Origin of the sequence: Vibrio sp. J1-1, from assembly GCF_021728395.1 — a bacterium.
Taxonomy (GTDB): Bacteria; Pseudomonadota; Gammaproteobacteria; order Enterobacterales; family Vibrionaceae; genus Vibrio.
Genome location: NZ_JAKKCM010000003.1, coordinates 88,627 through 115,435, shown reverse-complemented (window position 1 = coordinate 115,435; position 26,809 = coordinate 88,627). Strand labels below are relative to the sequence as shown.

General features: G+C 45.8%; 28 protein-coding genes. 20 read left to right on the top strand and 8 right to left on the bottom strand.

Annotated features, from left to right (window positions below):
• Positions 1-8: 8 nt before the first annotated feature.
• On the bottom strand, positions 9-1,460 hold the full coding sequence (locus tag L3V31_RS05415) for a M48 family metallopeptidase (protein ID WP_237315109.1): 1,452 nt from the start codon (positions 1,458-1,460) through the stop codon (positions 9-11).
• Positions 1,461-1,774: 314 nt separating this feature from the next.
• Between L3V31_RS05415 and L3V31_RS05410 the strand changes: the two genes are divergently transcribed.
• Together L3V31_RS05410 and L3V31_RS05405 are read left to right on the top strand one after the other, a co-directional pair.
• The gene (locus L3V31_RS05410; RefSeq protein WP_237315392.1) at positions 1,775-2,011 is read left to right on the top strand and encodes a sulfurtransferase TusA family protein; all 237 of its coding nucleotides are present in this window, start codon (positions 1,775-1,777) and stop codon (positions 2,009-2,011) included.
• Positions 2,012-3,085, top strand: a complete 1,074-nt coding sequence (locus L3V31_RS05405) for an AI-2E family transporter (protein ID WP_237315108.1) — start codon at positions 2,012-2,014, stop codon at positions 3,083-3,085. It begins immediately after the preceding gene.
• Between the two features lie 118 nt (positions 3,086-3,203).
• On the opposite strand, the gene bcp is transcribed toward L3V31_RS05405, so the two are convergent.
• Positions 3,204-3,674 carry a thioredoxin-dependent thiol peroxidase gene (bcp, locus tag L3V31_RS05400; RefSeq protein WP_020333623.1) on the bottom strand — a complete coding sequence of 157 codons (471 nt, stop codon included), beginning with the start codon at positions 3,672-3,674 and terminating at the stop codon, positions 3,204-3,206.
• A 16-nt stretch (positions 3,675-3,690) separates the two neighbouring features.
• Positions 3,691-4,233 carry a glycine cleavage system protein R gene (locus L3V31_RS05395; RefSeq protein ID WP_237315107.1) on the bottom strand — a complete coding sequence of 181 codons (543 nt, stop codon included), beginning with the start codon at positions 4,231-4,233 and terminating at the stop codon, positions 3,691-3,693.
• Positions 4,234-4,617: 384 nt separating this feature from the next.
• On the opposite strand from L3V31_RS05395, the gene dapA reads away from it, so the two are divergent.
• On the top strand, positions 4,618-5,502 hold the full coding sequence (gene dapA, locus L3V31_RS05390; RefSeq protein WP_237315106.1) for a 4-hydroxy-tetrahydrodipicolinate synthase: 885 nt from the start codon (positions 4,618-4,620) through the stop codon (positions 5,500-5,502).
• Positions 5,503-5,562: 60 nt separating this feature from the next.
• Positions 5,563-6,582 carry an outer membrane protein assembly factor BamC gene (gene bamC / locus L3V31_RS05385; protein WP_237315105.1) on the top strand — a complete coding sequence of 340 codons (1,020 nt, stop codon included), beginning with the start codon at positions 5,563-5,565 and terminating at the stop codon, positions 6,580-6,582.
• Between the two features lie 54 nt (positions 6,583-6,636).
• Here bamC and L3V31_RS05380 read toward each other — a convergent pair whose 3' ends face one another.
• From L3V31_RS05380 to L3V31_RS05365, 4 genes are read right to left on the bottom strand one after another with little or no spacing between them, the layout of a single operon-like run.
• Positions 6,637-6,840: a DUF2897 family protein gene (locus tag L3V31_RS05380; protein WP_237315104.1), complete on the bottom strand. Its 204-nt coding sequence runs from the start codon at positions 6,838-6,840 to the stop codon at positions 6,637-6,639.
• On the bottom strand, positions 6,837-7,538 hold the full coding sequence (locus L3V31_RS05375) for a M15 family metallopeptidase (RefSeq protein ID WP_237315103.1): 702 nt from the start codon (positions 7,536-7,538) through the stop codon (positions 6,837-6,839). The genes L3V31_RS05380 and L3V31_RS05375 overlap by 4 nt, the downstream gene beginning before the upstream one ends.
• A 32-nt stretch (positions 7,539-7,570) precedes the next feature.
• On the bottom strand, positions 7,571-8,707 hold the full coding sequence (gene dapE / locus L3V31_RS05370; protein WP_237315102.1) for a succinyl-diaminopimelate desuccinylase: 1,137 nt from the start codon (positions 8,705-8,707) through the stop codon (positions 7,571-7,573).
• An 18-nt stretch (positions 8,708-8,725) separates the two neighbouring features.
• The gene (locus L3V31_RS05365) at positions 8,726-9,076 is read right to left on the bottom strand and encodes an ArsC family reductase (protein ID WP_237315101.1); all 351 of its coding nucleotides are present in this window, start codon (positions 9,074-9,076) and stop codon (positions 8,726-8,728) included.
• 328 nt (positions 9,077-9,404) lie between these two features.
• Here L3V31_RS05365 and L3V31_RS05360 point away from each other — a divergent pair, with 328 nt between their 5' ends.
• On the top strand, positions 9,405-9,692 hold the full coding sequence (locus tag L3V31_RS05360; protein ID WP_014232685.1) for a helix-turn-helix domain-containing protein: 288 nt from the start codon (positions 9,405-9,407) through the stop codon (positions 9,690-9,692).
• 88 nt (positions 9,693-9,780) lie between these two features.
• Here the strand turns inward: L3V31_RS05360 and L3V31_RS05355 are convergent, their stop codons facing one another.
• Entirely contained in the window at positions 9,781-10,137 is a 357-nt protein-coding gene (locus tag L3V31_RS05355; RefSeq protein WP_237315100.1) for a DUF2956 domain-containing protein, read from the bottom strand.
• Between the two features lie 221 nt (positions 10,138-10,358).
• Here L3V31_RS05355 and L3V31_RS05350 point away from each other — a divergent pair, with 221 nt between their 5' ends.
• The 15 genes from L3V31_RS05350 (at position 10,359) to fliG (ending at position 26,798) form a co-directional block, all read left to right on the top strand.
• Positions 10,359-10,844, top strand: coding sequence for a DUF2919 domain-containing protein (locus tag L3V31_RS05350; RefSeq protein WP_237315099.1), 486 nt, complete (start codon positions 10,359-10,361; stop codon positions 10,842-10,844).
• 48 nt (positions 10,845-10,892) lie between these two features.
• Positions 10,893-11,795 carry a Dyp-type peroxidase gene (locus tag L3V31_RS05345; protein ID WP_237315098.1) on the top strand — a complete coding sequence of 301 codons (903 nt, stop codon included), beginning with the start codon at positions 10,893-10,895 and terminating at the stop codon, positions 11,793-11,795.
• Positions 11,796-11,956: 161 nt separating this feature from the next.
• Positions 11,957-13,090: a flagellin gene (locus L3V31_RS05340; RefSeq protein WP_237315097.1), complete on the top strand. Its 1,134-nt coding sequence runs from the start codon at positions 11,957-11,959 to the stop codon at positions 13,088-13,090.
• A 259-nt stretch (positions 13,091-13,349) separates the two neighbouring features.
• Positions 13,350-14,483 carry a flagellin gene (locus tag L3V31_RS05335; protein ID WP_237315096.1) on the top strand — a complete coding sequence of 378 codons (1,134 nt, stop codon included), beginning with the start codon at positions 13,350-13,352 and terminating at the stop codon, positions 14,481-14,483.
• A gap of 299 nt (positions 14,484-14,782) precedes the next feature.
• A complete protein-coding gene (locus tag L3V31_RS05330; RefSeq protein ID WP_237315095.1) occupies positions 14,783-15,913 on the top strand; it encodes a flagellin in 1,131 nt (376 codons plus the stop codon).
• Between the two features lie 63 nt (positions 15,914-15,976).
• Positions 15,977-16,411 (top strand): flagellar protein FlaG, encoded by a 435-nt coding sequence (gene flaG / locus L3V31_RS05325; protein ID WP_237315094.1) that lies wholly within the window; start codon positions 15,977-15,979, stop codon positions 16,409-16,411.
• A gap of 21 nt (positions 16,412-16,432) precedes the next feature.
• Positions 16,433-18,400 carry a flagellar filament capping protein FliD gene (gene fliD, locus L3V31_RS05320; protein ID WP_237315093.1) on the top strand — a complete coding sequence of 656 codons (1,968 nt, stop codon included), beginning with the start codon at positions 16,433-16,435 and terminating at the stop codon, positions 18,398-18,400.
• Positions 18,401-18,403: 3 nt separating this feature from the next.
• Positions 18,404-18,709, top strand: coding sequence for a flagellar protein FliT (locus L3V31_RS05315; RefSeq protein ID WP_237315092.1), 306 nt, complete (start codon positions 18,404-18,406; stop codon positions 18,707-18,709).
• A gap of 13 nt (positions 18,710-18,722) precedes the next feature.
• Positions 18,723-19,133, top strand: coding sequence for a flagellar export chaperone FliS (gene fliS, locus L3V31_RS05310; RefSeq protein WP_237315091.1), 411 nt, complete (start codon positions 18,723-18,725; stop codon positions 19,131-19,133).
• A 287-nt stretch (positions 19,134-19,420) separates the two neighbouring features.
• Positions 19,421-20,887 (top strand): sigma-54 dependent transcriptional regulator, encoded by a 1,467-nt coding sequence (locus tag L3V31_RS05305; RefSeq protein ID WP_237315090.1) that lies wholly within the window; start codon positions 19,421-19,423, stop codon positions 20,885-20,887.
• Positions 20,888-21,066: 179 nt separating this feature from the next.
• Positions 21,067-22,098, top strand: coding sequence for an ATP-binding protein (locus tag L3V31_RS05300; protein ID WP_237315089.1), 1,032 nt, complete (start codon positions 21,067-21,069; stop codon positions 22,096-22,098).
• Positions 22,099-22,126: 28 nt separating this feature from the next.
• Complete coding sequence (locus L3V31_RS05295) at positions 22,127-23,536, top strand: sigma-54 dependent transcriptional regulator (protein WP_237315088.1); 1,410 nt, start codon at positions 22,127-22,129, stop codon at positions 23,534-23,536.
• A 145-nt stretch (positions 23,537-23,681) separates the two neighbouring features.
• Positions 23,682-23,993, top strand: a complete 312-nt coding sequence (fliE, locus tag L3V31_RS05290; RefSeq protein WP_237315391.1) for a flagellar hook-basal body complex protein FliE — start codon at positions 23,682-23,684, stop codon at positions 23,991-23,993.
• 14 nt (positions 23,994-24,007) lie between these two features.
• A complete protein-coding gene (gene fliF, locus L3V31_RS05285; protein WP_237315087.1) occupies positions 24,008-25,750 on the top strand; it encodes a flagellar basal-body MS-ring/collar protein FliF in 1,743 nt (580 codons plus the stop codon).
• Positions 25,743-26,798, top strand: a complete 1,056-nt coding sequence (gene fliG, locus L3V31_RS05280) for a flagellar motor switch protein FliG (protein WP_237315086.1) — start codon at positions 25,743-25,745, stop codon at positions 26,796-26,798. Before fliF ends, fliG begins: the two co-directional genes overlap by 8 nt.
• The last annotated feature ends 11 nt before the right edge of the window (positions 26,799-26,809 follow it).

Below are 26,809 nucleotides of genomic sequence, written 5' to 3'. Positions count from 1 at the left end.
CCATTTCGTTATTGTAATGCCATGAATCGATCTCTTTGGATCATGAGTTGGTCAATACGAGCATCGTATCGTGCTTGTTCTAAACTGCCCAACTTGGCCATTTTACTTGCTTCACTATAATATTGAATCGCTTTATTCCAATTCGCTCGCAACGCCAAAATTTCAGCGCGGGCAGCCAACTCCTCATCGTTACGTCCCAACTCGTTATAGGTTTTCGATAATAGCTGCCAGCCATTGGTATCTTCAGGGTTATCATGGGTGTATCGTTGAAGAATACGCACAGCCTGATCATCTTTATTGGCGTCAAGCAGGGCATTCGCATAGTTAATCGTCAGAACTTGATTCTGTGGATTACGCGTGAGTGCTTTACTCAGCATGTCTACTGCTTTCTCTGGTTGTTTTTTCTCGATAAACAGATCACTCATCGCATCAAGATAGAATGGATTTCCCGGATCTTGTGCCAGCAGTTTCTTCAGTATTGGTTCAGCTTTCGATAACTGTTTACTGTCTAAATAAACCAGAGCACGGCCATAATCAAACGCAGGCATGATATCAGCAGTGGCTTTCTTCTGTGTTCGCTCAAACCAACCTAATGCGGCTTGTCCGTCAATGCCGGCATAGCGGGCAACAATACGAGTTCGGGCTAGATGGTAGTCAATTGACGGAAGTATACGCAGTGGAGGGTAAGCCTGTGCTCGTTGTCGACTGTCCGCGATTCGGTCTTCAGGAAGCGGGTGAGTAAGTAGCATCGGAGGAGGCTTACTTGCATAACGATACTCGTCGGCTAATCGTCCGAAGAAGCGAGGCATGGCTTGTACATCAAACCCTGCTTTTGCTAGTGTCGAGATGCCAAAACGGTCGGCTTCTTTCTCGTTCGCGCGAGTATAGTTTATCTGGCTTTGCATGTTGCCAGCCGTAGCGGCTGTAATGGCGGCAATGCCAGCTTCTGGTGCTGCTATCGAAAGTAGCAGAGCTCCAGCTAACGCCGCCAATGATGCAGGTGAACGTCTTGCTTGCTCTTCCATACTACGAGCAAGGTGCCGCTGCGTAACGTGTGCGATTTCGTGGGCAACTACTGAGGCGAGTTCGCTCTCACTGCGAGCGTGTAGAAACAAACCGGAGTGCAGAGCGACATAGCCGCCAAAAAACGCGAAAGCGTTGATGTTGCGGTCACGAATCATGAAAAAATGGAACGGTGTCTTTACGTCATTTGCATTGGCCACTAAACGGTGGCCAAGAGAATCAATATACTCATTAATCACAGGATCGTTAACAAGCGGCTTGCTCGCTCTTAGCATCCGCATGTAGGCGTCACCATAAATCAACTCTTGGTCTATCGATAGAGTGCTACCTGCGGCTGTCCCAATATCGGGTAAGTCGATACTATTGGCGTAGGTTGTTGGCGAACTAATTGCAGCAGCAATACATAAGCAAACTAGCGATCGAGTGCGTTTTAACATACGTTTTAAAGGTTCTCCCAAATACCTAAGCATGTGGTAGGAGGTCGCGTACCTCACAACGTCACCACTATACTGTACGGTCATCCTGTTAATAGTATGCCCAAATAACCTCGAGAAACTCGCGTATCATGCACCTTGAAGTCATTTGGGTATATGCTAGCAATCAGACCGAGAATAAACGAATTGGTTTCGTAAATTGTTTATATCTGAGTGATTTCAGGATCTGGTTAAATCATGTCAGAAGTGCTAGCACCAACTTAAAAAGCCGTTACAATACAACCCTATCATAAGTGCAGAGCAATACAATGGAATCCATGCTACTTGATTTGCGCAAGCAACGCTGCCCCTTAGCACTGTTACTTGCAAAGCGTCACACTGTTGAGGCATTTGAAGGAGAAAATCCGCAATATCAAAAGCTTGTCATTCAAGTTACGGATAACAGCTCTAAACAAGATATTGTGAAATACTTAAATGCTCAAGGGTACGTGGTTGATTGCCAACCAATATCAGATCACTACACATTGACTGTTTTCAAAAAGGAATCCGCTTAGATGTTCGAAATGGTAAGTCGTTGGTATCAACGTCGATTCTCTGATCCTCATGCAGTGAGCCTGGTAGCGATTTTGCTGTTTGGTTTTATCACTATTTACTTCTTCGGTCATCTCATTGCTCCATTATTGGTGGCGATTGTACTCGCTTATCTGCTGGAGTGGCCGGTAGTGCAAATGTGCCGTATGGGAGTGCCGCGTACACTCGCTGTAATCATTGTATTGCTGATCTTCATTAGTTTGATGTTGATTGCTTTGTTTGGTTTAGTGCCAACTATCTGGACTCAGGTTGGCAACTTAATTAACGATATCCCTAATATGTACAATGGATTGCAGAAGTTCATTGTTACACTTCCAGAGCGTCATCCTGAGCTGGCTAACCTACAAATCGTAGAAACCATCGTGACAAATGCGAAAAATCAGGCTTTAGGGCTTGGGGAGAGCGTAGTCAAAGGGTCTTTGGCTTCTTTAGTCAGTCTCGCGACGTTAGCGGTGTATTTAATTCTGGTGCCTTTGCTGATCTTCTTTTTGCTTAAAGACAAAGAGGAAATGCTCGGTATGGCCAGTGGTATTCTGCCTAAAAACCGTAGACTAGCGAATAAAGTTTGGCACGAGATGAACGAACAAATCTCAAACTATATTCGCGGTAAAGTGCTCGAAATTCTGATTGTCGGAGGGGTAAGTTATGTCACTTTCGCGATTCTGGATTTACGTTATTCCGTATTGTTAGCCGTCGCGGTCGGTTTGTCCGTTCTTATCCCATATATTGGCGCAGCGGCGGTCACTGTCCCTGTGGCTATCGTGGGGCTGTTCCAGTGGGGGCTTACACCGCCATTCTATTGGCTACTGCTCGCATACGGGATTATCCAGGCACTGGACGGGAATGTATTGGTTCCGGTGCTGTTTTCTGAAGCGGTAAACCTTCATCCAGTCGCGATCATTATTGCAGTGCTAGTCTTTGGCGGGCTGTGGGGCTTCTGGGGGGTGTTCTTCGCTATCCCACTGGCAACGTTAGTAAAAGCGGTTTGGAATGCGCTACCAAGTACAGAAGACAGTGAACCTGCTGAGCAGGAATAACGATACCAATCTTATCTGCATTGAGTGTGTCAATTCTCACTGCCTGCGATAGAAAAAAGAAAGCCCAGCATGTACTGGGCTTTCTTGTATTTTAGGACATCGGTTCAATCAGACGTTGTTACGCGTTTTCGTTGAGATAATTTAAAACCACTTCATGGTGATCTTTGGTTTTAAACTTATTGAACACGTGCTCAATCACGCCTTCTTCGTTGATAAGAAAGCTGATGCGGTGTAGCCCATCGTAGATTTTACCCATGAACTTCTTTTCACCCCAAACGCCAAACTGGTCAGCAACCGCGTGGTCTTCGTCAGAAAGTAGCGTGAAATTAAGCTCATCACGTTCGATAAACTTACCCAGACGTTTTACTGGGTCAATGCTGACGCCAAGCACAACAACGTTGTGCGCGTCGAGTTCTGCTTTAATGTCACGCAGCCCTTTTGCTTGCGTTGTACAGCCCGGAGTCATGGCTTTCGGGTAAAAGTAGAAAAGTACTTTCTTGCCTTTAAAATCACCAAGCGTCACTGTGTTGCCGTCTTGGTCGAGCAAAGAGAAGGCTGGCGCTGGCGAGCCTGCTGTCAGCGTATTCATGTTGATTTCCTTTACTTTATAGTGTGTTTTTAATGAAATTCAGAGAACCTTGTACGTTGAGCGACTGACAAAGTTCATCGAAATCTTCTTGTAATTGCATCAGGTTGCAATCGGTACTCACCGATGCCGTAATGGCGATGTGGAATTGATCAACATCGGCCTGAATCTTTGATTTGCTAATGGTTTGTGCGCTTAGTGAGTCAAGCCCGATCTGCTGGTCAGCAAAGAACTGAGTGAATTTCTCAGTGAGGCCCGGACGGTCTTCTGACTCGATAAACACTTCCAAGGTGTAACTGTTGTCGAGTAAATCGTGAGTGGCAGTACGCTTCATTATGGTGATCAGGTCGTGTTCTTGTCCCAGTAAAGGCATCTGTGTTTCGACGCGAGTGATATTACTGGTGCTACCTGTCAGCAGCATGATTAGGGTAAATTCATTGCCAAAAATAGCAATTCGGCTATCGACAATATTACAGCCAGCTTGCGTAACGAGCTTTACGACTTGGTTACAGATACCTGGACGATCCGTTCCAACTGCTGTAAGTACCAGATGTTGCTTCATAAATGAGCTTCTTGTCCTTTGTTCAATAAAAAGATGTTAGCACAGATACGATAGAGAAAGATCGAGTCAGTCCGGTTTTGTTTACAGCCCGGTTTTTTTATTCACTCAAGTCTGACTTGATTAAGCGCTTCAGAGAGTATATTTCTGAGCATAGTAAAAATGAGGTCTTTCTTTTGCTCACGCCTTGTTCTTCAAAATTGAACCAGTTAACTAACGCTGTTATCAAGTTTTGTAGGAGTCCGGCCAAAGCGAGCATTTAATTTGCTAGATCTCTAACATCTGATAATTATTCACTCATTTGTACTTTGTAAGCGAGTTTACGCTCTTGTGTTTTTCAATCGCATTACAGTACCATGCAGAAAGAACTAAATAAGGGAGATAAACATGTTTTCAGGAAGTATCGTAGCGCTGATTACGCCATTCAAAGCGGATGGCGAAGTAGACTTTGATGGTCTGCAAAAGCTAGTGGAATACCATATCGAATCTGGTTCCGATGGTATTGTGGCAGTAGGCACAACCGGAGAGTCAGCGACACTGACGATTGAAGAGCATGTAAAGGTTGTTAACAAGACGGTAGAGTTTGCCAACGGTCGCATACCGGTGATAGCTGGTACGGGGGCAAATGCTACCCACGAAGCAGTGACGTTCAGTAAATTACTGGCGGATTCTGGTATCGCGGGTTTCCTAAGTGTAACGCCTTACTACAACAAGCCGACACAAGAAGGCTTGTTCCTGCACTATAAAGCTATTTCTGAAGCGAGTGATGTGCCGCTCATTCTTTACAATGTACCGGGTCGCACGGCTGTAGATATGAAGCCTGAGACAGTGGCACGTTTGTCAAAGCTTGATAATATAGTTGCTCTAAAAGATGCGACAGGCGATTTGGATAGAGTTGCAATTCACCGTGAACTTTGTGGCGAAGATTTTATCTTACTAAGTGGTGATGATGCGACGGGTCTCGATTTTGTCAAACTTGGCGGCAATGGGGTTATCTCGGTAACCAACAATATTGCAGCAAAAGAAATGGCAGACATGTTCCATTTGGCAAGTGAAGGTAAGTACGAAGAAGCAGAAGCTATCAACCAGCGTTTAATGCCTCTGCATAAGAATCTATTCGTTGAAGCAAGCCCGATCCCTGTGAAATGGGCAGCTCAAAAGCTGGGTTTGATCGACGATGGTAGCTTACGTCTTCCTCTAACCACGCTTTCTGAAAAATCGCAGCCGATCGTGGAACAGGCGTTAACCGACGCCCGTATTTATAAAGATTGAGTTACTAGGATTGACGTTCATACTGGGGGCCAATGGGCCCTCAGTGTTTTAGGAGTATAAATGAAGCTTTCAAGCCAGTTAGTGTTAAGTTCATTAGCTGTATTCGTATTGACTGCCTGTACAGGTGGTGCCACCCAACGTCGTCAGGCAAAGGACGATTTCGAGTACTTAAACACCCCAACGCTGGGTGAGTGGAATACGCCACAAGGTGTTCAGCCTCAGCTTTATCCAAACTACGATGTCCCTCAGGGTGCTTATGCTGGTGGTGTGGGTGAAAACGTTGATATTCGTCCGCCACAACAAGTGCTAGAACTGATTCCTGGTGCTCGCTTGGATCGCAGTCAAGATGGTGAAGTGACGCTGTGGTTGCTCCGTAAAGACGAGTTAGATAAGGTTTGGCAAACGGTACAAGGTATGGTTGAAGCCAACAAAATTCCGGTTGAGAGCCAAACGGATTCGCGTATCGAAACGAGTTGGGTAACTTGGGATTCTCCTGATGAAGATATGGAGATTGGCAGTAGATACGAGATTTTGCGTACACAAGCCGGTGGTCGTTATGGATTTAAAGTTGGTCTTATCGACTGGCGTGAAGGTAGCCAAATTAAAGAAGTTACTCCAACAAACCGCGAACGTTACAATGTGTTCATGACTAACCTGGTTACCGCTCGCTACGATCAACAAGTTCGTGAAGATGCGCAGCGTAAAGCTCAGGAGTTGGTAAAGCAGATTCCTATTACTATGGGTACAGACCGAAGTGGGCTTCCTGTCATCATCGCTCGTGCTCAATATGACGTACTGTGGCCGCGTTTGCCAGTGATTCTACCTAAGATGGGTTTCACTGTTGAGGATCGCACTCAATCTCAAGGTACAGTAGAAGCGAGATACGCATCACCAGATGATGAGTTCTGGAATGATATTGGCGTTAAGCCTGTTGACTTAAAGGCGGGTAAATACACCTTCCTATTTGGCGACTTAGGTAACCGAACGTCAATTAATATTACAGACTCTTCAGGTAAGCCTGTTGAAGAGGAATTCCTTAAGTCACTGGCACCAGTTCTGGCAGAAGTGGTCAAGCAGTAATTAATCAGTACATAGATAAAAGGGACCGTTTGGTCCCTTTTTTGTTGGTATTCATTAACGAGAACCGTCGTCTTTCTTGTCTTTATCCCCATTGTGTTCCTGGTCGAGCTCGTTCAATTTATCCAAATCGTTCTTACGACCTTTGTCCATTCGGTGGAATTTCATTTTTGCTGTGTACTTCAGAGCGGCAATGTTCCCAATGACCACACTCAAGACCACAATGATGATAACCCAAGGGTTGGTAAGAAATTCGATCATAACGCCTCCGGCGGTGGGGTGATATTGCGAATAAAGGTAGATAAGATGTTATCTAAATTATTTAGTATCGATTCTAACCCTGCAATGTTGTGCTTTTGATTTTGTTTGATCAGTTCACTTCTTAGCAGATCTGGTGTTAATTGCGAGCAACATTGTTGACCGACTGCCTTATGGCTAATGTGCCATGGTTCAATCGCGACGCCACCAAGATCGTCTTTATATGGGAAGAAAAAACCAAACTCACCGAGGTTCGCTTTCAACCATAGATAGAACTCATGTTGGTGACCTTGCAGGTACTCCCATGGTTCCAGTTGCAGTGCTGTTCCTTCAGGTAACAAGTTACGAGCATAGACATCAAAATCAGACCCCCAGTGGTGACGACTTCCTCCCGGTAGAGCTGACCATCGCAAAATCGCTACGAGCTTCTCCTCATCACTTAAAGCAGACTTTTTCAGTGGCTTCGAGTCTGAATCAAGAATTGGCAACGCTCCGGCAAATTTCCCGTTCCAGATTTCGCGTTGGCGTGAAAAATCGCGAAAACCGCTGGCAATCTCCATTTTAAACCCAGCTGCAGTCGCGGCCTCAATCATTCTGAGCAGGTCCGGAGCCACTTCTGGATGAAGCAAAAAGGCTTTCTGACCAACCATGGTTGATTGAAGATGAGAATCGGTGGTGCCTGTGAGTTGCGATGGTGTCATGTTATTCTCGTTAATTGGCTTCCAGCGAACGATTATTTCGCCAATAAATGCTTAAGCGTGTTTTGGTACATGTCCGTCAACTTCTCTAAGTCGTCAACTTTTACGCACTCGTTCACTTTATGAATGGTTGCATTTACCGGCCCAAGTTCCACAACCTGACCACCCATTCGAGCAATAAAACGACCGTCCGAAGTACCACCAGTTGTCAGTAACGCTGGTTTAGTATGGTTTACTTCATCCACGGCAGCCACAACGGCGTCGAGCAACGCGCCAGTATCGGTTAAGAACGGGTCACCGTTGAATGTCCAGTCTAGCTCGTAATTCAGGTCGTACTTATTCAGTGTCTCAGTGATTCGTTCAACGATGATTTCATTGTTGAGTTCGGTGCTGAAACGCAGGTTAAACTGAACGTTGAATTCACCCGGAATGACGTTTGAAGCCCCAGTACCTGCCGATACGTTTGGAATCTGGAAACTAGTTGGTGGGAAGTAGTCGTTGCCCTTGTCCCATTCCGTTGTCGCTAATTCGTGAATCGCTAACAGAGAAGAATGAACAGGGTTATTGGCTAAATGAGGGTATGCCACGTGTCCCTGAGTACCTTTTACAGTCAGATCACCAGTGATTGAACCGCGGCGACCGTTTTTCACTACATCTCCCACGATCTCGGTACTTGAAGGTTCACCAACGATACACATATCGATGTTTTCACCGCGTTCCATCAGGGTTTCTACTACACGCACTGTACCGTTGATGAAAGGACCTTCTTCATCTGAAGTAATCAAAAAGCCTATAGAGCCCTTATGATCCGGGTTGTCTGCAATAAAACGTTCAACGGCCACAATCATCGCAGCGAGAGAGCCTTTCATATCAGCCGCCCCGCGACCGTGTAGGTAACCATCGACTATTGTTGGCTCAAATGGATGTGTGTCCCAATGTTCAAGCTTACCCGCAGGTACAACGTCAGTGTGGCCTGCAAAGGCAAATAACGGTGCTTCGGTGCCGCGGCGAGCCCAGAAGTTAGTAGTATCTTCAAATACCATGACTTCAATTTCAAAACCAAGCGCTTTTAGTCGCTCGATCATTAAGTCCTGGCAGCCCGCGTCTTCAGGCGTTACGGATTGTCTGCTGATTAGGTCTTTTGCAAGAGCCAGTACTGGACTGTCTGTCATCCTTGAGTGTTCCTTAAATTATGAGTTAAAAATCGTTGTGTATTGATCAGCTTTAAAGCCAATATGGAGTTGATCATTCACTTTTAGAATAGGGCGTTTAATCATCGCTGGGTTTTCGACTAGCAGCTTGATAGCATTTTCTGCATTCAGAGAATCTTTCTGTTCCTGAGTCAATTGGCGGTAAGTGGTACCACGTTTGTTGAGCACGATTTCCCAGCCTAGAGCATCACAAAACTCTGTCACCAATGCCTCATCTACGCCTTGTTTACGGTAGTCATGAAACTCATACGCGATATCTTCCGCTTCTAACCATTTCTTGGCTTTTTTAATTGTGTCGCAGTTTGGGATACCGAACATGGTAATCGTCATAATGTTTCCTTTTCTTTTTACTTTGTTCTTATGCACAGAGGCTGTGATTCTCTGGTGCTCAAGCTATTTTGGGCTGTTTATCGCATCCTACCAAGAAGAAAACAAACTGACAAAATGCGATAGAGAATAATTGATAACTTCTCACCAATCCAAATTGCTGAGTTATAAACGTTGATAACTTACAGAATGAGTCAAAATGGGAATAAAATTGTAGGAATTTGAGTAAAAAGACACCAAAAAAGGGTGGATAAGTCGAGTTATTGATCAAACGCAACATCTCGCTGTGCAAAAACGAAATAATGATTCAGCACAAGTTTAGGAGGTGTCAATGGAGTTGAGTCCTGTTTTTGCAAGGCGGTTATATTTGGCCTTGTTGGTCGAAAGCCTGGAAAGGCCAAATGTACCAAAATTAATCGAACAAACGGGTTGGCCTCGACGTACAATTCAAGATGTACTCAAGGCATTACCGGGTATCGGCATCGAGCTCATATTTGTTCAAGATGGTCGACGTCACAATGATGGCTATTACCAACTTTCGGATTGGGGACCTTTTGATAGTCAATGGGTTCTGGAGCGAGAGCGTGATATCGCTAGTAGCCTTGGATTTCGTGCTTAAGCCAGCAATCGCTGGCTTTTTTTCTTTTCAGGTAGGTGAGAAATAGCTTACGAGACTGAATGAATCACCTAGCGGGAAGCTATGTAAATTATTTCCCCATGAAAATCGTGGCTGCGAAGCCAATCCAGCTAAGAACTAGGAGTACCCATGGTAACGCTGATGATTTCGACGTAGTGGATTCTACCGTAGTCTGAGGCTCTTGTTGCGGTTGTTCTTCAACCTGGCGTTGCTTCTCTCTTTGCTGTTTCTTTTTGGCTCTGTCTGCTTGTCGGCTTCGTTCTTTTTGTTGCTTTTTATACAGTGCGATACCTTTCTCGATGCCTTGAGCAATCAGTTTGGTTTGTTCCTTCGTTTGCCCTGGTTTCTGAGTGGCCTTGGCAATGCTCATTGCTTCGTTCTGAGTTTCTTGAGAGGGGATGGGAACTGCTGTGTTTTTCTTTTTCATGTCTTTATTTACTCGGCGCTAGGAGCCTGCATCTTGAAATTAGTTAAGCCTAGTCTACTCGCCAAGCAGGATGAAATGAACCGCCTAACGCAAGTTCTGAACAAGCTTTCGCTTTTTTATACGAGGTGGGGAAGCGTTATTAACGGCGGTAGGGACTTGCGTTGCAGTTTCTCTGCGATCAGGTAAAGTGATCGCAGTAAGTTATTAAAGAAGAAGATATTGTGCGCTACGCATTTGATCAATATGACGCTCATGGTTTTTTAAAAGCGCCTATTTTTGTTTGGCTAGGGTGGCTGTTTCTTGCCCGATCTTGGGTGGTATTTGCCATGGCAGGTGTAAGCCGGGAAAGTGGAAGTAAACTGCTGTCGATTGTCTATCCAGACTCGAGCACATTATATTTAGGCTTATCGATGGGCATTCCCAGTCTTTTGATGATGTGGTTGATGGGTTTACGCCAACCTGATCGAAAATGGGTAAATAAAATAATGAGCTACGGGCGAGAGGTGACTTTGATCTTGTGCGGTATTCAACTGGCTCAGACTTTGTATCATGTGTATCTAGAGCATGGTGTATTCAACTGGGCAAACGCGCTGACCATCACCTTACTAACTTGGTTTATTATCTACTTTCTGAATGGAAGGTGGGTGAAAGACTGTTTTAATGTGCCACATTTTGAGCATAATAAAGAACAGTCTTCAAAGAATTAAAAAAATCAATAACTTCCCGCACAGGGGCAAAGTATAGAGGAAACCTCAATGTTACAAGCTCAAACGGCTATCGTGCCAGAAGCAGGACCATTTGCACTGTACACTCAACTAAAAGTAAACCAAAACCGTGATAACGTGTTGGCGAAACTTAAAGCGCTTCCAAAGCTGGTTGAAGAGTTGAATAACAGCCAGCCAGGTGCTGATCTCACACTATCCATCGCATTCACAAAAGCATTCTGGCAGCACTTTAACGTTGATACACCTGAAGAGTTAATTGACTTCCCACAGCTTGGCGAGGGAGACACCGTTGCTCCAGCGAGCGATGTTGACGTATTAATTCACTGCCACTCAACGCGTCACGATTTACATTTTTACGTATTGCGTAAGTTCCTGACAGATACAGCAGAAGATGTCACTGTTGTTGATGAAACGTATGGCTATCGTTATCTAGATTCCCGTGATATGACAGACTTTATCGACGGCACAGAGAACCCTGAGGGCGAAGCTCGAGCTGAGGTTGCCTTGATTAAAGAAGGCCCGTTTGCGGGGGGGAGCTACGTGATGGCTCAGCGTTTCGAACACAACCTTCCTGCATGGAACCGTTTGAACGTAAAAGCGCAAGAGAAAGTGATTGGCCGTACTAAGCCAGATTCTGTTGAGTTGGATGATGTGCCAGCTGCATCTCACGTTGGTCGTGTCGATATTAAAGAAGAAGGTAAAGGTCTTAAAATCGTTCGTCATAGCTTGCCATACGGTACAGTAACTGGTGCACATGGGCTGTTGTTTATCTGCTACTGTCATACACTGCATAACATCAAAGTGATGCTGGAGAGCATGTACGGTGTCACTGATGGTAAGACTGACCAGCTTCTGCGCTTTACTAAAGCCGTTACTGGCGCGTACTTTTTCGCTCCATCTCAGGTAATGCTGGCGGAGCTGGCTATCAAATAAACCTAAGTTGCTGCTTTTCCAAACCCTCCATACTGGAGGGTTTTTTGTCTCTTCATTGTTATTTTTTTGCTTCCTATCTTATCTTGTTTCCCAAAACGCTAAACCTTCCACATATCTGGCCGATAAATATTCAATACTTCATTGTTTTGGAACACATATTTGTGGCTATCACCGTTAATACCAATGTTTCAGCTCTGGTTGCGCAGCGTCATTTAACCAACGCAACCGACATGCTGAGCCAATCCATGGAGCGTTTGTCTTCAGGGAAGCGTATTAACAGCGCAAAAGATGATGCCGCAGGTCTGCAAATCTCTAATCGCTTACAAGCGCAGATGCGTGGTTTGGATGTCGCAGTACGAAATGCGAATGATGGTGTTTCTATCATGCAGACCGCAGAAGGGGCAATGAATGAAGTCACCAACATTATGCAGCGTATGCGCGATCTTTCCTTGCAGTCAGCGAATGGTTCAAACAGCAACGCAGAGCGTATTGCGCTGCAAGAAGAAGTCAGTGCATTGAACGACGAGTTGAACCGTATCGCTGAAACCACCTCGTTTGGTGGACGAAAGCTGCTTAACGGCACTTTTGGTAAATCAGCCTTTCAGATTGGTTCAGCGTCAGGAGAAGCGGTACAAATTGAACTGAAATCCATGCGTTCGGATGGCTTAGAGATGGGTGGGTTCAGTTACATATCACGAGGAAGAGCTGATACCAATTGGAAAGTTAAGAGTGATGCAAATGCACTTAACATGTCTTTTACTAACCGATTAGGTGAAACGGAACAAATCCATATTCACGCTAACGCCGGCGATGACATTGAAACCTTAGCCACCTACATAAATGGTCAAACCGACAGAGTTTCTGCTTCAGTGAATGAAAAGGGGCAACTACAGATCTTTATGGCTGGCAAAGAAACCTCTGGTACGATTTCGTTCTCAGGTAATCTGGCAAACGAGTTAGATTTGGGACTGAAAGGTTATCAAGCGGTCGATAACGTTGATATCACCAGCGTTGGTGGGGCGCAGCAAGCGGTGGCGGTTCTGGATACGGCGATGAAGTATGTCGATAGTCATCGTGCCGAGCTCGGTGCTTATCAAAATCGCTTTAACCATGCGATAAATAACTTAGATAATATTCATGAGAATCTTGCGGCTTCCAATAGTCGAATCTTAGACACGGACTATGCCAAAGAAACCACACAGATGGTCAAACAGCAGATCTTGCAACAGGTCAGCACCTCTATCCTTGCTCAAGCGAAACAAGCGCCAAATCTTGTTTTGTCTTTGCTTGGCTAATGTCGTCTTCCCTAAAATTCAGAAAAACAGCCTGTATCGACAGGTGAAAAAGAAGCTTTAGAGAAAATTTAGCGTTTTTTTGCTTTTTTATCTATTTCGTCACGATCGCTCCTAAAAGTGAACTTTTTATAAAAAAATCGAAGATTTTCCCTAAAGAAATCAGATTGTGCGTCGTTAATAAAAGTAACTTTGAGAGAACTACTTGGTTTTCCGAGACGTCGGAAACCGCTACACCGGAAAATCAATTGGAGAAATCACCATGGCAGTGAATGTAAACACAAACGTATCAGCGATGACCGCTCAGCGTTACCTAAACAATGCAAACTCAGCTCAACAAACTTCTATGGAGCGTCTGTCTTCAGGCTTTAAGATCAATAGCGCAAAAGATGATGCTGCTGGTCTTCAAATCTCGAACCGTTTGAATGTACAAAGCCGTGGCTTGGATGTGGCTGTTCGTAACGCGAATGATGGTATCTCAGTTGCACAAACTGCTGAAGGTGCGATGAACGAGACAACTAATATTCTGCAACGTATGCGTGATCTGTCACTTCAATCTGCAAACGGTTCTAACTCAAAAGCAGATCGTGTTGCGATTCAGGAAGAAGTGACTGCACTGAACGACGAGCTTAATCGTATCGCAGAAACTACCTCTTTTGGCGGTAACAAGCTTCTTAATGGTACATATGGCACCAAATCGTTCCAAATCGGCGCAGACAACGGTGAAGCAGTCATACTTGAACTGAAAGATATGCGTTCTGACAACAAAATGATGGGTGGCGTGAGTTACCAAGCTGAAAATAGCAAAGGTAAAGACTGGAACGTATCTGCGGATAAATCAGACCTGAAAATCAGCCTGACAGACAGCTTTGGTCAAGAGCAAGAAATTTCGATTAGTGCAAAAGCAGGCGATGATATTGAAGAGCTGGCAACGTACATCAACGGTCAGACTGATCTGGTAAAAGCATCAGTCAATGAAGATGGCAAATTGCAAGTCTTTGCAGGTAACAACAAAGTGGATAGTGAACTGTCATTCTCTGGCGGACTATCTGGTGAATTAGGTCTGGATGAAGGTAATAAAGTAACGGTTGATTCTATTGATGTAACGTCGGTAGGCGGAGCGCAAGAATCAGTAGCAATCCTTGATGCCGCTCTGAAATACGTAGATAGCCATCGCGCAGAGTTAGGTGCATTCCAAAACCGTTTCAGCCATGCGATCAACAACTTGGATAACATTAATGAGAACGTGAATGCGTCGAAGAGCCGTATTAAAGATACCGACTTCGCTAAAGAAACGACAGAAATGACCAAGTCTCAAATTCTATCGCAAGCGTCAAGCTCAATCCTTGCGCAAGCGAAACAAGCGCCAAACTCAGCGCTAAGTCTGCTAGGTTAAGCGTTATAGCAACATTAACTCCAGACGAGAACCTCATTGGCTCGTGGTGAGAGATGAGCGAGTAAACCCGGCTTCGGCCGGGTTTTTTTCTATCTATAGAAAGCACGCTGATGGACTATTAGGCCACATTGGATGACGGTCACACTTCGCTAAGTAGTGGATAATAAGCGCAAAAAAATGGAAAAATCACCTAAAGGATATGTCTTGATCGCCGTTAAAGGGATTGAGAGAAATGAGATGTACCTAAGTGAGGTGAGAGACACGAGGGTACATTCACAAAAGCCTTAAGGAGATCAACTATGGCGATTAACGTTAATACTAACGTTTCTGCAATGACCGCACAGCGTTACCTGAATCAGGCCGCTGATGGTCAACAAAAATCAATGGAGCGCTTGTCTTCGGGTTATAAAATTAATAGCGCGAAAGACGATGCTGCGGGTCTACAGATTTCAAACCGTTTGAACGCACAAAGCCGTGGTCTGGACATGGCAGTGAAAAACGCCCACGACGGTATTTCTGTTGCACAGGTTGCTGAAGGTGCAATGAATGAATCGTCTAATATCCTGCAACGTATGCGTGACCTATCGCTTCAGTCCGCGAACGGTTCTAACTCAAAAGCAGAACGTGTAGCGATTCAGGAAGAAGTGACGGCACTAAACGATGAACTAAACCGTATTGCGGAAACCACATCTTTTGGTGGTAACAAACTTCTTAATGGTACTTACGGTACTCAGTCTTTCCAAATTGGCGCAGACTCTGGTGAAGCTGTCATGCTTTCTATCAGCAGCCTGCGTTCTGATACTTCTGCTATGGGTGGTAAAAGCTACGCCGCAGAAGAAGGCAAAGATGCATCTTGGGCTGTCGGTGAAAAAACTCAGCTGAAAATGAATTACACCAACGCGCAAGGTGAAGAGCAAAAGCTGACAATCAACGCGAAACAAGGTGATGATCTTGAGCAATTAGCGACTTACATCAACGGTCAAAGCGATGACGTAAAAGCGTCAGTAGGCGAAGACGGTAAGCTGCAAGTTTTTGCTTCATCTCAGAAAGTGACTAGCGAAGTTGAGTTTTCTGGCAACCTGGCTGGTGAGATTGGTTTCGGTGATGCCAAAGACGTCACGGTTCAAGACATCGACGTTACCTCGGTAGCGGGTTCCCAAGAAGCTGTGGCTGTTATCGACGGTGCACTTAAGTCAGTGGATAGCCAGCGTGCGTCTCTTGGTGCTTTCCAAAACCGATTTAACCATGCAATCAATAACTTAGATAACATTAATGAAAACGTTAATGCGTCTAAGAGCCGTATCAAAGATACTGACTACGCGAAGGAAACAACGGCAATGACTAAGTCGCAAATCCTTCAGCAAGCGAGTACTTCGATCCTGGCACAAGCGAAGCAGGCACCATCTGCAGCGCTAAGCTTGTTGGGCTAATTAGGCTGGTTTAGTCAAGCGATAGACCCTATCGTTAGCTCATAAGTTGGAAGGGAGATTGTCATGGAAATAGCCTCCTACACATCGAACATCCAGTCTTACGGTGCAGAGGATGGCATCAAAGTTGCTAGTAAAAATGGCTATGGCATAGGCGTGCCGGACCCAGCAAGTTCAGTCGGTGATATTTCTCTGTCAAAAGTGAAAGACACCGAGAGTGATTTCTCTGTTCAAGCTGCTATCAAAATGGCAGAGGGCCGTCAGGTTTTGAACAGAGAAGAACGTGAAAAAATGGTCGCACAAATGAATGAGTTTGTGACATCCATAAACAAGGGAGTGGCGTTTCGCGTGGATGAAGAGTCCGGCAGAGACGTGGTAACGATTTACGAAGCCAAAACGGGCGACGTGATTCGTCAAATTCCTGATGAAGACATGCTGGTCGTTTTGCGTCGCCTAGCTGAGCACACAGCTAACAGCGGTTTGTTAGTTGAAAAAGTGTAAGTCGTTTTTAGAGGTGATTTAATGAGTTTAGGCCCGTTGGGGATGTCTGGTGGCATGGATATTAACTCCATGGTCAGCAAAATTGTCGATGCCGAGCGTGTACCAAAGCAGCAACGCATCAACAATGAACGCACGACGATAGATACCAGCATCAGCGCCTATGGGCGACTCAGAGAATCTCTGGATACGATGAAAAACCTCATGGTGAACTTCCGTCAGGAAAAAGCTTTTGCTGCCCGGACGGTTGAGACCACGGACGATAAAATCGTATCTGCCACTGCAACTACCGATGCTATAGCAGGTAAGTATGCTATCGATGTGTTGCAGCTTGCACAAAGCCATAAAGTTGCGTCTGATGTTTTACCACAAGACGCAAAACTTGGTCCGGGTAAGCTGCATATTTCGCTTGGTGACGACAGCTTTAACATCAATGTTCGTTCAAGATCTAAGCTCGTAGATGTTGTGCGAAGCATCAACGGTGCAAAAGACAACATTGGCGTACGTGCTTCGCTTATTAACGATGCAGAAGGCCCACGCCTTATTCTTGCCTCTAATCACTCCGGCAAGGACCACCAAATTACTGTTACAGTGGACGCCGAACAAGGTAACCCCCTCAAAAAATTCGCTTACCTAACACTTGAACAGCGAGCTCGGGCTTTGGAAGAGGCACGCGCAGCCGCTGAAGAAGTGCTGGGTCCTTTGCAGACCCAACAACCACCACCGGAAATGCAATCTGCCGAAGGGAAACCAGAGGCTAAGCAAAACGGCGCTTCTAATGAGCCGGTTTCTCCGTCTGGTGCTGCTGCAGCCAAATCGGGCCAAGACGCGCTCGATAAAGCGCAAGAACGAGCAAGTTGGCGTCCAGAAGATCGTATTCCTGGCTGGACTGAAACCGCCTCAGGCACCTTACTTGATTCTTACCAAGAGCCAGAATTGGAGCTGGACGAAAAGGCGATTGAAAAAGCGCCTGAAGTCCCGGGTTGGAGTAATGCCGCATCTGGCACACTGACCGACTCTTATGTCACCACAAAAGAAGCAAAGCAGCTACTTGATCAAGAAAAAGCGAAAATCGAGCAGAAAATTACTGATGAAAAACAGGAGCTTGATGAAAAAGTAAAGCGTGGTGAATTGACAGAAGATCAGGCGAAACAAATCCACCGCTCTAAGCTCGATCCTGAAGAGCGTGAGCGACTCGAAAAAATAGACGCTGCCGAAGCAAAAATCGCGCATGCTCAGTCAATGCTTGAAGGTTATAGCGGTATGACTGAAGTTCAGGCAGGACAAGACTCAGTCGTATTATTAGATGGCGTCGCGAAACTTTCGAGCCATAACAACGTTATTGAGGATGCGATAGAGGGCGTAGATCTCACATTGAAAGGGAAGTCTGAACCTAATCAAACACCAGCCGAAATAGGCGTTGAATATGACCGTCAGGGCGTTCGTAGCGATATAGAAAACTTTGTGGCGGCTTATAATTCGTTTTATCAAACCTCTCAGGCCCTATCGAGCGTTGATCCACTTACCGGGCAAAAAGGCCCTTTATCCGGAGACAGCACAGTACGAAGCGCTGATACCAGACTTAAATCGGTCTTCTCCTCCCAAATTGAAAAAGCGCCAGAAAACCTCAAGTCACTTACTGAGTTTGGTATCACCACGACACGACAGGGGACGCTCGAAATTAACTACGACATGCTTGATCGTCAGTTGAACAACAACTTCAACGAGCTAGAAATGTTCTTTGGTGGTAACACTGGTTTCGCGAAACGAATCGAAGATGCTATCCACGGTATAACTGGTATTACTGGCAGTATTCGTACCCGAGAAAAAAGCCTTACAGAACAGAATTACCGTTTAAATGATGATCAAATCGCCCTCGATCGCCGGATGGAGAGCTTGGAAAAACGTACCCATGCAAAGTTTTCTGCCATGCAAGATGCAACGGGCAAGATGCAAGGACAATTAGGTGCATTAATGAGTGCTCTGGGTTAATCAATGCAAAGCGAACTTATTGAAATTAACCACTTGGATCAACGTATTAGCCAAGAACTGCAAAAAGTCGATATTAACGATGAAGAAATTCTTCGTTTGGTCGATATCAGAGAAAGCTTATTGCAAAACTTGCTGCCAATGGTTCAGAAAAACCCATTGGTTAAGCAAGAAATAGAGTGGCAAGATTTGCTCGCTCGTACCCAAAGTATTGTTGAACTGATGCAATTAGAAACATCAAAGGTTGGCAAAGAGCTGCACAAATTGCGCTATGGCCAACGCTCGCTTCAGCAGTACAAAAAGTTTATTTAGAAAGAGGATTACTATGCGCGGATCTTTGCAAGCATACAAAAAGGTATCAGTCGATAGCCAGCTAAGCGCGGCTTCTCCGCACAAAGTCATTCAAATGCTAATGGCGGGAGCAGTTGAGCGCCTTATTCAAGGTAAAGCAGCGATGCAAGCTGGTAACATCCCAGTGAAAGGTGAACGTCTAGGTAAGGCATTAGACATTATCATCGCTCTGCGAAGCTGTTTGTCGATGGATGACGGTGGCGATATTGCTTCAAACTTAGATTCACTTTATGAATTTATGATTACGCAGATTTCTGCGGCCAATCACCAGAATGATCCGCAACTTATTGATGATGTTATCGATATTATTCGAGAGATAAAGTCAGCGTGGGATCAAATTCCGGCAGAGTTCCACAACCTAACGGCCGAAGAGGTCGGTATTTAATAAATAAAACAAATTGTCACATTGATTTGGATGTATATTGAACGCCTAAGCAACAAGTTGTGCAGCAAGGTCACAATCACACTTAGAGCTCTCGATTGCTTGGTTGCCTTATTTTTATATTCAAATAAAATAAGCGCCATTAGTAGCCCTAATGGCTTTTTTTGTTGCTGATTTTCCCTATGTCTCTCGTGCATTGAGTGTGGCGTTCCAGCTTTTCTGAACACGCATTTGAGCTAATCAAGGTTTGGCCGCAACACATCCAAAAATAAAGGCAATCATTCTTAGTTATGCAAGGTTTGGCAAAACTGCTTGTAATTGATGACGATGTTTCAAGTCGTTTAAATTTAAGCAATATATTGGAATTTGTTGGAGAAAGTTGCGAAGCGGTCAGTTCTGATCAACTAGGTGATGTTGATTGGTCTGGGCTCTGGTCTGGTTGTATTCTAGGCAATATTTCTTCAGGTTCAGCAGCGACAACAGTCATGGCTCATCTTAGTGATGCCTATCACATTCCCTTGCTCGTCATGGGGCGCATATCGCTATCAGTCGATGACTTACCAAGCTATGTCGGTGAGTTAGAACTGCCTTTAAATTACCCGCAACTTAGTAACGCCTTGCGTCATTGCAAAGACTTCCTGGGGCGAAAAGGTGTGAACGTGATCGCAAGTGAACGAAAAAATACACTTTTCCGCAGTTTAGTGGGTCAGAGCCGTGGCATTCAGGAAGTTCGTCATCTTATTGAGCAAGTCGCCAAAACCGAAGCTAACGTTTTAATCCTTGGTGAGTCGGGTACGGGTAAAGAAGTGGTTGCGCGTAATATCCATTACCATTCTACGTTCTCTAGTGGGCCATTTGTACCAATTAACTGTGGTGCGATTCCTCCTGAGCTTTTAGAGAGTGAACTGTTTGGTCATGAAAAAGGTGCGTTTACCGGGGCATTGACCTCGCGTAAAGGCCGATTTGAATTGGCTGATGGCGGAACCTTATTCCTCGATGAAATTGGTGATATGCCAATGCCAATGCAGGTAAAGTTACTGCGTGTGCTTCAAGAGCGTTGTTTTGAGCGAGTAGGTGGCAACAATACGATTAAAGTGAACGTTCGCATCGTGGCTGCGACGCATCGCAACCTCGAGAGCATGATCGAAGAAGACACCTTCCGTGAAGACTTGTTCTATCGTCTCAACGTATTCCCTATTGAAATGCCTGCGCTGAAAGAACGAAAGCGTGACATACCTTTGTTGCTACAAGAATTGATGGCTCGTCTGGAAGCAGAAGGCGGGCAGCCAATCTGCTTTACTTCGCGTGCCATTAACTCTTTGATGGAACACGACTGGCCGGGGAATGTGCGTGAGTTAGCAAACCTGATTGAGCGCATGGTGATTCTTTATCCAAACAGCCTGATCGATGTGAATCACTTGCCGACGAAATATCGTTACAGTGATATTCCGGAATTCCAGCCTGAAGGTAATCCTTTTGTCTCGATTGAAGAGCAAGAGCGTGATGTATTTCAAGACATCTTCTCGGAAGACTTCAGCTTTGATGAACTCAATGAGATAGATAACAACGAAAATGCGCCGCAGGAGCTTCCTCCTGAAGGGGTCAACCTAAAAGAACTGTTAGCTGATTTAGAAATCAACATGATCAGTCAAGCGCTGGAAGCCCAAGGTGGTGTTGTAGCGCGAGCTGCCGATATGCTAGGAATGCGCCGCACGACTTTGGTTGAGAAAATGCGTAAGTACAACTTGCAACGCTAGTTCTGCACTCCCAATGAGTTGTTTGGTCCAAAACCAAACCGCTCATATTCTTATGTCAATTTGGTGTCAACTTATTGTCGCTAATATAACTGTCTGATAAATATGTAAAAATGTCATGGTACATTTATTGCTTACTAAGCTAACTTACTATTTAGTGGCGATATTTCGACAGGCAGTTAATGGAAGATAACACCAACCAATCCCATCTGGACTCAGTTGAAAACCAGGTCGAGCGTTATAAACAGGTCCTGGATGTTATGCCTGCGGGAGTCATCCTGCTCGATACGTTCGGTGTCGTGCGCGAAGCGAACCCCGAAGCACACCGTATTCTTGAAATACCCTTGGTCAGCGAAAAGTGGTTCAACGTCATTCAGGCAGTATTTGACCCACGTGAAGATGATGGCCATGAGGTCTCACTGCGCAATGGCCGAAAAGTTCGTTTGGCGATTTCTGCTTCTGAAACGGGTCAGCTTATTCTTATTACTGACTTAACCGAAACGCGCTTATTGCAATCCCGAGTCAGTGACTTGCAGCGCTTATCGTCTTTAGGGCGTATGGTGGCGTCTCTTGCTCATCAAGTCAGAACCCCCTTATCCAGCGCGATGTTATATGCGTCAAATTTGGCTGCGCCGAATCTTCCTGCAAATACGAGAGAGCGATTTCAAAGTAAATTGATGGATCGACTGCACGATTTGGAAAAGCAGGTCAACGATATGCTGCTCTTTGCCAAAGGTGGCGACAATAAAGTCATTAAGCCATTTACGATTGCTCAGTTGGTTGCGGAATATCAACCAATGGTTGAAACTGCCTTAAAAAACAACAACATTGACTACTTTCTTGAAGTGGAGGAAGAGCAAACAGGCCTACTTGGAAATGCCAATGCTATTGCATCTGCCTTGAGTAACTTAGTCATGAACGCGATTCAGATGTCTGGTAAAGCGTCGCAAATTGATATTTTCTTCCGCCCGGTCAACGGTGAACTGCGTATTTCTGTGCAGGATAACGGACCGGGAGTCCCTAAAGAGCTACAAAGCAAAATTTTAGAGCCATTTTTTACCACCCGTTCTCAAGGAACAGGGTTAGGACTTGCGGTAGTTCAAATGGTTTGCCGTGCCCATGACGGTCGATTGGAACTTATCTCAGAGCAGGGTGATGGAGCCTGCTTCACTATGTGCATTCCGCTAGAGCGAGTGCAAGCAGAAGCGCAATAAGCGGCTTCTGCCAATAAGGAGAATCATAATGGCACAAAGCAAAGTTCTTATCGTAGAAGATGACGAAGGTCTTCGTGAGGCCCTAGTGGATACTCTCGCTCTGGCTGGCTATGAATGGCTGGAAGCAGACTGTGCGGAACAGGCACTGGTCAAGCTGAAATCAAACACGGTCGACATCGTCGTCTCTGATGTACAAATGGCCGGAATGGGTGGCTTGGCATTGCTAAAAAACATCAAGCAAAACTGGCCGAATTTGCCTGTTTTATTGATGACGGCGTACGCCAATATTGAAGATGCCGTCTCCGCAATGAAAGACGGCGCGATTGACTATATGGCGAAACCATTCGCGCCTGAGGTTTTACTTAATATGGTCAGCCGCTACGCGCCAGTTAAAAGCGATGACAGTGGTGATGCAGTGGTTGCTGACGAAAAAAGCCTGCGACTGTTAGCTCTGGCCGACAGGGTGGCGCGTACCGATGCCAACGTTATGATCCTAGGGCCAAGTGGTTCAGGTAAAGAAGTCATGTCGCGTTACATCCATAATGCTTCAAGCCGCAAAGATGGCCCTTTTGTTGCGATCAACTGCGCTGCCATTCCAGACAATATGCTCGAAGCAACGCTATTTGGCTACGAAAAAGGCGCCTTTACTGGGGCAGTACAAGCGTGTCCGGGTAAATTCGAACAAGCTCAGGGTGGAACAATTTTGCTGGATGAGATCAGCGAAATGGACTTAAACCTTCAGGCCAAATTGCTGCGTGTACTGCAAGAGCGTGAAGTCGAGCGTTTAGGTAGCCGCAAGAGCATCAAACTGGATGTCCGAGTCTTGGCGACCAGTAACCGCGATCTTAAACAGTACGTGTCGGAAGGTAACTTCCGTGAAGACCTATATTACCGCCTTAATGTTTTCCCAATTGCATGGCCAGCACTGTGTGAGCGTAAAGGTGATATTGAGCCACTAGCCAAACACCTTGCTGAACGTCATTGCGGCAAGATGGGGATGCCTGTTCCGAAGATTTCTGCGTCTGCGGTCGATAAATTACTTAATTATCCTTGGCCGGGTAACGTTCGCGAGCTAGATAACGTCGTTCAGCGTGCACTGATTCTGAGCGAAAATGGCGACATTGATGGGGAACACATTTTGCTTGAAGGTGTGGATTGGCAAGACGCCAACAGCTTGCAACGTGTGGTGCAAAATGCAGAGCCATTGGTGCCGGACGTTAAGCCCGTCGCTCAGGCAGAAAGCGTGAACCGTGTGGTGTCTGGCGGTGAAGGATTGGGAAGTGAGTTACGCGATCAGGAGTATGCGATCATCCTTGATACCTTGGTTGAATGTAACGGTCGTCGTAAAGACATGGCAGACAAACTCGGTATCAGTCCCCGTACGCTACGCTACAAATTGGCTAAGATGCGAGATGCAGGCATCGACATTCCGAATTAATTCCGGTGAATGTAGCGTCGCCTTTTGCGTATATTGTCACAATGCTTGGGCAAAACTAGATAAATCATTACCGCCTTATGGCACGTTAATTGCTTCTATAATGAACAATTTTATTAATAGTCAAACATTTGGCTCCGGGGTGGTAATGAAAGTTGATGGTATTCAAGCAGATATGCGCGCCATGATGGTAGAAGCAACTAACACGGCTCCTGTAGCAACAGGTGCCAAAGTTGGGGCCGATTTTGGTGAGCTCCTCACAACCGCTATCAATAACGTAAACTCACTTCAAAAAGCCTCGGGCGATCTTCAAACTCGCTTTGATCGAGGTGACACCGATGTTTCCCTTTCAGATGTTATGATTGCCCGAAACAAATCCAGTGTCGCGTTTGATGCCACTGTCCAAATCCGCAATAAGCTCGTTGAGGCCTATAAAGACCTCATGAATATGCCCGTGTAATTTAGGTAATCAGTGTGGCAGACAAGTCTACAGATTTAACCGTTACTGAAGGCGGTGCAGATGGTGCTCTCATAGCAAACTCCGATCTGGATGTGGAAAGCCAAAATCCAGATTTGGAAGAGCGTAGTGCATCAAAGTTAGATATGGCCGTAGGCGACCTTGACTTACTTCGTCAGGTTGTTCTGGTGCTGTCCATTTCCATCTGTGTTGCGTTGATCGTGATGTTATTTTTCTGGGTGAAAGAGCCAGAAATGCGTCCGCTTGGCGCGTACCAAACCGAAGAGCTTATCCCGGTTCTTGACTATCTTGATCAGCAAAAAATTGACTACAAACTGGATGGTAATACCGTTTCGGTTGAGGCGAGTGACTACAATTCGATCAAACTTGGGATGGTGCGAGCGGGTGTCAATCAGGCGACCGAAGCTGGCGATGACATTTTGCTGCAAGACATGGGTTTTGGGGTTTCTCAGCGTCTTGAACAAGAGCGTCTCAAACTCAGTCGTGAGCGACAACTTGCCCAAGCGATTGAAGAAATGAAGCAAGTTCGCAAAGCTCGGGTGTTACTGGCGCTGCCTAAGCACAGTGTTTTTGTTCGTCATAACCAAGATGCGTCTGCATCCGTTTTTTTGACCTTATCGACAGGGGCTAACCTCAAGCAGCAGGAGGTCGACTCTATCGTCGATATGGTAGCCAGCGCGGTTCCGGGGATGAAAACCTCTCGTATCACCGTGACCGATCAGCACGGTCGTTTGCTGAGTTCAGGCTCTGAAGATCCGGCTTCTGCTGCACGCCGAAAAGAGCAAGAGTTGGAGCGAAACCAAGAGCAGACACTACGTGAAAAAATTGATTCCGTGTTACTGCCAATTTTAGGCATCGGTAATTACACCGCGCAAGTCGATATAAAAATGGACTTCAGCGCGGTAGAACAAACAAGAAAACGCTTTGATCCAAACACGCCAGCGACACGCAGTGAATACGCATTGGAAGACTACAACAATGGCAATATGGTTGCAGGGATTCCGGGGGCGCTGAGTAATCAGCCGCCAGCCGATGCGTCGATTCCACAAGACGTTGCTCAAATGAAAGATGGATCGCTCATGGGGCAAGGTTCCGTGCGTAAAGAATCGACACGTAACTTTGAATTGGACACTACCATCAGTCATGAGCGTAAACAGACTGGTACCATTGCGCGTCAAACTGTATCTGTGGCCATCAAAGATCGCCGAGAAGTCAATCCAGATACGGGTGAAGTCACTTATAAGCCAATGTCTGAATCCGAAATTAATGCGATTCGTCAGGTGTTAATTGGCACCGTTGGTTTTGATCAGTCGCGTGGTGACTTACTCAATGTATTGAGTGTGAAGTTTGCAGAGCCGGAAGCGGAGCTGCTTATCGACCAGCCAATTTGGGAACATCCAAACTTTAACGATTGGGTTCGTTGGTTTGCAAGCGCCCTGGTGATCATCGTGGTTGTGCTGGTTCTGGTTCGCCCTGCGATGAAGAAACTGCTTAACCCAACCAGCGACAACGAAAATGACATGTACGGCCCAGATGGTATTCCTATTGGTGCGGACGGCGAAACCAGTCTGATTGGCAGTGATATAGAGAGCAGCGAGCTGTTTGAGTTTGGTTCAAGTATCGACCTGCCGAACTTACATAAAGATGAAGATGTACTTAAAGCGGTTCGAGCTCTGGTGGCAAACGAGCCAGAACTGGCAGCTCAGGTTGTGAAAAACTGGATGAATGAAAATGGCTAACGATATCGTACCTCAAAGTGAAAATGGCGCAGGCATGCCAGTGGAGTTTGATGCATCAACCATCAGCGGTGAAGATAAGGCCGCCATTCTGTTGTTGAGCCTTAATGAGCAGGATGCGGCGGGCATCATTCGCCACCTGGAACCAAAACAGGTACAGCGTGTTGGTGGTGCGATGGCGCGAGCAAAAGATCTGAGCCAGGAAAAAGTGTCTTCTGTTCACCGTGCTTTTTTGGAAGATATCCAGAAATACACCAATATCGGAATGGGCAGTGAAGACTTCATGCGCAATGCGTTGGTCGCTGCGTTAGGTGAAGACAAAGCGAATAACCTGGTTGATCAAATTCTGCTTGGTACGGGTTCAAAAGGTTTGGATTCCTTGAAATGGATGGATCCGCGTCAAGTCGCGAGCATCATCGTCAACGAGCACCCACAAATCCAAACCATTGTGCTGTCGTATTTAGAAGCGGATCAGTCTGCAGAAATTCTGTCACAGTTTCCGGAACGTGTGCGTCTGGACTTGATGATGCGTATTGCCAACCTAGAGGAAGTTCAGCCATCGGCGTTGGCGGAGCTGAACGAAATCATGGAGAAGCAGTTTGCTGGCCAAGCTGGAGCGCAGGCGGCCAAGATTGGTGGTCTGAAGGCGGCAGCCGAAATCATGAACTACCTCGACAACAATGTCGAAGGCATCTTGATGGACCAAATCCGAGATCAGGACGAAGACATGGCGACGCAAATTCAGGATCTGATGTTCGTGTTCGAGAACTTGGCGGAAGTCGACGATCAGGGTATTCAGAAATTGCTGCGTGACGTCCCACAAGATGTACTGCAGAGAGCACTGAAAGGTGCCGACGATTCTCTGCGTGAGAAAGTATTTAAGAACATGTCAAAACGTGCTGCTGAGATGATGCGTGACGACATTGAAGCGATGCCGCCAGTGCGTGTTGCTGATGTGGAATCAGCGCAGAAAGAAATTCTTGCGATTGCGCGTCGTATGGCGGATGCGGGAGAGCTCATGCTCTCTGGCGGCGCAGACGAGTTCTTATAATCTCTTGCCCT